The following is a 3,994-nucleotide window of genomic DNA, read 5'->3' on the forward strand; positions in this document are numbered from 1 at the left end:
GGGGCGAGAGACCCCGCCCCCGGCGCCCAAACCACTCGCGTACAAAACACAAACACAACAACACAACCGCCCCCCCCCCCCCCCGGGCACTCCACACCCCACACGGGCCCCAACCCGGCCCAAACAAAAACCCCCCCTGCCAAAACCTCGCGGGCGCCGGCCTGATGGCCGGCGCCGGACAGGTCGTGCGGCACAACTGCCTGCGCGCCAACGGGCAATACGGCATGAACGCCTACCGATCGGACAACACGATCACCGGCCTCGTGCTCGAAAGCAACGAAATCGTCGGCAACAACACCGACGACTGGGAAACCCGGAGCCCCGGCTGTGGGTGCAGCGGCGGAGTCAAGTTCTGGGCCGTCAACCGGGCCGACGTCCGCGGAAACTGGATTCACGACAACCGCGGCGCCGGGCTCTGGGCCGATACCAACAACAACGACTTCCTCATCGAGCACAACCTGATCGAGAACAACGACGCCGAAGGCCTGTTCTACGAGATCAGCTACAACCTGGTCTTCCGCGACAACGTCCTGAGGCACAACGCGCTCGTCTCCGGCAAACGCAAGTCCGATCGCGGCGACAACTTCCCCGCTGCCAGCGTGTACCTGTCGGAGTCCGGCGGCGAACCACGCGTGCCGGCACGCACGCACCTGATCGACATCTACGACAACACCTTCGAGGACAACTGGTCCGGGATCACCGCGTGGGAGAACGCCGACCGGTTCTGCAACAGCCCCGCCAACACTTCCAGCAACACCTGCACCAAGCTCGTCCCCAACGTCACTGCGTGCGCCGCGCCTGCGATCGACTCCACTCCGCTCTACGACGACTGCCGCTGGAAGACCCAGCTCGTCGAGGTGCACGACAACACGTTCCGGTTCGACCCTACCCACGTCGGCTGCACCACCGGCGTGTGCGGCCGGATGGCCCTTCTGTCGAACTACGGCACCTACCCGACGTGGTCGCCTTACCACGGCACCGTCGTACAGGACGCGATCACACACGACCAGGGCAATTACTGGTTCAGCAACGCCTATTACGGGCCGTGGACCTTCGTCGTCGGCGACACGTCACGCACGCTGAGCGCCCAGCAGTGGCAGGCGACGCCCTGGGACCAGGACGACTGCGCCTCCTTCGACGGCGTGGCGGGCCCCTGTTGAGCAAGGAGAGCCACTCCTCGCCTGCCCGTGGCCCGAGCTGTCCATCGAGGACTACGCCGCGCGGCCCGCCCCGAGGATCGAGGGCATGAAGAGCATGAACGGCAAGCAGCCCGGCGACCCCGCCAAGCTCGCCCGCGCCCTGCTCACCATCGACGGCCAGGACAAGCCGCCGCAGCGCTTCGTCGCCGGCGCGGACGCCATCGAAGCCGCCGAAGCCAAGGCGAGGGAACTCCTCGCCCAAGCCGAGGCCTTCCGCGAGCTGGGCGACAGCCTGGCCTACGACGAAGCGTCCTGGAGTTGGAGAAGTCGTTCAACAAAGGGTGGCCGCGAAGGCTGCCGGGGTGAGACCGGTGCGGTTGCGGAAGAAGCGGCCGAAATTCGCGGGATCGGTGAAACCGAGATGGACGGCCACGGCCCGGGCATCCCACCGGGCGCCTCCCAGCAGGCGCCGGGCTTCGAGCAGCCGCCGCTCGTCGATGAGCTCACGCACCCCGTTGCCGGTGGCGCCCTGAGCGGCGCGGCTGAGGGTGCGGACCGAGCAGCCGAGCAGCTCGGCGTAGTCCACAGCCCGGTGCAGTTCGCGGAAGTGCAGCTCCAAGGCGTCCACGAACCGTCCATAGGTGTCACCACGGCCCGTGCCGGCCGTCGCGTGGGCGGCAGCGATGCCGGGGGAATTGGCCAGGCGCAGCAGCAGCGATTCGAGGAGGCTGCGGCGCAGGGCGTGGTGGACATCGAGAGGGCGGCGCCCGAGCGCGCGGTGTTCATCCAGGAGCTGGAACGCCGTCTGCCGGAGCCAGCGGGCGTCATCGGGGTGCGGGCTCACCACGGCGGGGGCCTCGTGCGCGGTGAACGGGGCCAGGAGGCGGGCGGTGGCGGGCGTCAGCACGTCCGGCTCGAACAGGATGAACGGGCCGCGGGCGGCGCCGGGCGGATGCCAGCACTGCGCGTGCCCGGGACGCACCCACAGCCACTGGCCCGACGCGACGGTCCGCGTGACGTGGTCGACATCGTGCTGCAGCTCACCCTCGGTGACCAGGATCAGGTAGTGGAAGGTGGCGCGGCCCGGACGGGGCGGGTTCCACGGCCAGGCGTCGTGCTGGGCGAAGAAATCCTCGACGGTAATCACCTCAAGGCCGTACGGAGTACCGACCGGGGGCTGGAAACCGTACAACGGAACCACGACCGGTTGGCTCGCCCCGGGGTGTCGCTTGTCGACCATCACGTGTCCGCAGCCTACCGCCCTCTTGGTCGACTTCGAGGGAAGGATGGGGACGTGCTGCCGCGACCGCGGCGCGCCCTCTGCTTCCTTCGCTGCCACCGCCCGTCACCACCGGAGAAGGCCCACGACCATGAACGGATCGACCCTGCAGAAGACCGCCGCTGACTGCGCGGAGGAACTTCCCGGAGCTCAGCTGGAGCATCCCTTCGGCCCCGACTGGGAGGTGTTCAAGGTCCGCGGCAAGGTATTCATGCTGATGACCGAGGTTCCGGGGCGCCCCGTCGTGATCCTCAAGGCGGACCCCGGCGAGGCCTTCGCCCTGCGGAACCGGAACAGCCACATCACCGCCGGCTACCACATGAACAAGAAGCACTGGATCACGCTGGAGGGAGGGGAAGGCGTCGACGAGAAGCTGGTCGAGGAACTCGTCACCGACTCCTACTTGCTCGTGGTCTCTCACCTGTCCAAGGCCGAGCAGCCCGTCGACCCGCACACCTACGGCAGCGGCACGCGGGCGGCCAGGTGAGCGCGGCCGGTGACCGGCTCCAAGACGCCGCGCGCGCCACAGCCCTCGCGCTGCCCGGGACGGACCACGGTTACCCGTTCACCGAGCACCTGGACGTGTACAAGGTGGCGGGCAAGGTGTTCTTGATCGTCACCGACGATCCGGATGACCAGATCATCACGGTCAAGTGCGAACCCGAATACGCCCGCGCGCGCGAACGTGGCCACGCCTCGATCACACCGGGCCGCTATCTCGACAAACGGCATTGGATCTCACTGGGGCCGGGCCCCGGCATCACCAAGCGACTGGTCGCTGACGCGGTCGCGAATTCCTACGACCTGGTCGTCGAGCGGCTGCCGCGACGCGACCGCCCCGGTACTCGATGAGCGCCTGCATTGGCAGCGACACACCACCGGTCAACGCCAGTCAGGGGTGCCTGAAGCGGGCGCCAGGAGCGTCTCGATCTTCGCCTGGACCTCCCGCATGACGGACACGATGCGAGATTCGTGATCCACGGTGAGCCTGGCCAGCGGGACCGAGCAGCTGATCGCATCGATCGCGGGAGTGTCGTAGCGCAAGGCGAACCCGAAGCCTGCTATTCCCGGAACTGTCTCCTCGTGTTCGATCGAGTATCCGCGCTCACGCACTTGCTCCAGGTCGGCCAGCAGCGATGCGCGGCCGGTGTGCGTGTGCTCGGTCAATGCGGTGAACGGCTCGGTCAGGCTGGTGAGCGCGGCGTCGGAACGCTCGGCAAGCAGCGCCTTGCCGAGCGCGCCGGCATGGGCCGGGACGCGGCGGCCGACCCGGCTTATCGTGCGCACGTATTCGTGGGATTCGCGAGTGGCTCGGTGCGCGTGGCCCAGCTGTGTCACGCGATGGGCCTGACCTGGGGATGTCACTCCAACAACCACTTCGACATCTCCCTGGCCATGGTCACCCACTGCGGCGCAGCCGCCCCAGGTGAGTACAACGCCCTGGACACACACTGGATCTGGCAGGAAGGCCTGGAACGACTCTGAGGTTCACCCCGGGTAGTGGACACCGAGTTAGCAGGACCAGTCGTCCTGTTGAAAGGATGTCCTCATGCCTGCTCGCAAGCGCCGGTCGTAC

At 67.6% G+C, this 3,994-nt stretch carries 6 protein-coding genes and 1 pseudogene; 4 read left to right on the plus strand and 3 right to left on the minus strand.

Annotated elements, in window-relative coordinates:
• Window positions 1–140 precede the first annotated feature (140 nt).
• A pseudogene (locus tag AB0N03_RS51920) lies at window positions 141–1,160 on the plus strand (right-handed parallel beta-helix repeat-containing protein); the annotation flags it as partial.
• Between the two features lie 51 nt (window positions 1,161–1,211).
• On the opposite strand, the gene AB0N03_RS51925 reads toward AB0N03_RS51920, so the two are convergent.
• Window positions 1,212–1,379: a hypothetical protein gene (locus tag AB0N03_RS51925; RefSeq protein WP_364388910.1), complete on the minus strand. Its 168-nt coding sequence runs from the start codon at window positions 1,377–1,379 to the stop codon at window positions 1,212–1,214.
• 91 nt (window positions 1,380–1,470) lie between these two features.
• Window positions 1,471–2,286, minus strand: a complete 816-nt coding sequence (locus tag AB0N03_RS51930) for an AraC family transcriptional regulator (protein WP_364388912.1) — start codon at window positions 2,284–2,286, stop codon at window positions 1,471–1,473.
• A gap of 223 nt (window positions 2,287–2,509) precedes the next feature.
• Here AB0N03_RS51930 and AB0N03_RS51935 point away from each other — a divergent pair, with 223 nt between their 5' ends.
• Both AB0N03_RS51935 and AB0N03_RS51940 read left to right on the plus strand, forming a co-directional pair.
• Complete coding sequence (locus AB0N03_RS51935) at window positions 2,510–2,905, plus strand: MmcQ/YjbR family DNA-binding protein (protein WP_364388914.1); 396 nt, start codon at window positions 2,510–2,512, stop codon at window positions 2,903–2,905.
• A complete protein-coding gene (locus tag AB0N03_RS51940; RefSeq protein WP_364388916.1) occupies window positions 2,902–3,270 on the plus strand; it encodes an MmcQ/YjbR family DNA-binding protein in 369 nt (122 codons plus the stop codon). Before AB0N03_RS51935 ends, AB0N03_RS51940 begins: the two co-directional genes overlap by 4 nt.
• 30 nt (window positions 3,271–3,300) lie before the next feature.
• Here AB0N03_RS51940 and AB0N03_RS51945 read toward each other — a convergent pair whose 3' ends face one another.
• Window positions 3,301–3,705 (minus strand): IclR family transcriptional regulator C-terminal domain-containing protein, encoded by a 405-nt coding sequence (locus tag AB0N03_RS51945; RefSeq protein ID WP_364388918.1) that lies wholly within the window; start codon window positions 3,703–3,705, stop codon window positions 3,301–3,303.
• 6 nt (window positions 3,706–3,711) lie between these two features.
• On the opposite strand from AB0N03_RS51945, the gene AB0N03_RS51950 reads away from it, so the two are divergent.
• A complete protein-coding gene (locus AB0N03_RS51950) occupies window positions 3,712–3,903 on the plus strand; it encodes an enolase C-terminal domain-like protein (protein WP_364388920.1) in 192 nt (63 codons plus the stop codon).
• Window positions 3,904–3,994 lie beyond the last annotated feature (91 nt).

Origin of the sequence: Amycolatopsis sp. NPDC051061 (assembly GCF_040682935.1) — a bacterium.
GTDB lineage: Bacteria > Actinomycetota > Actinomycetes > Mycobacteriales > Pseudonocardiaceae > Amycolatopsis.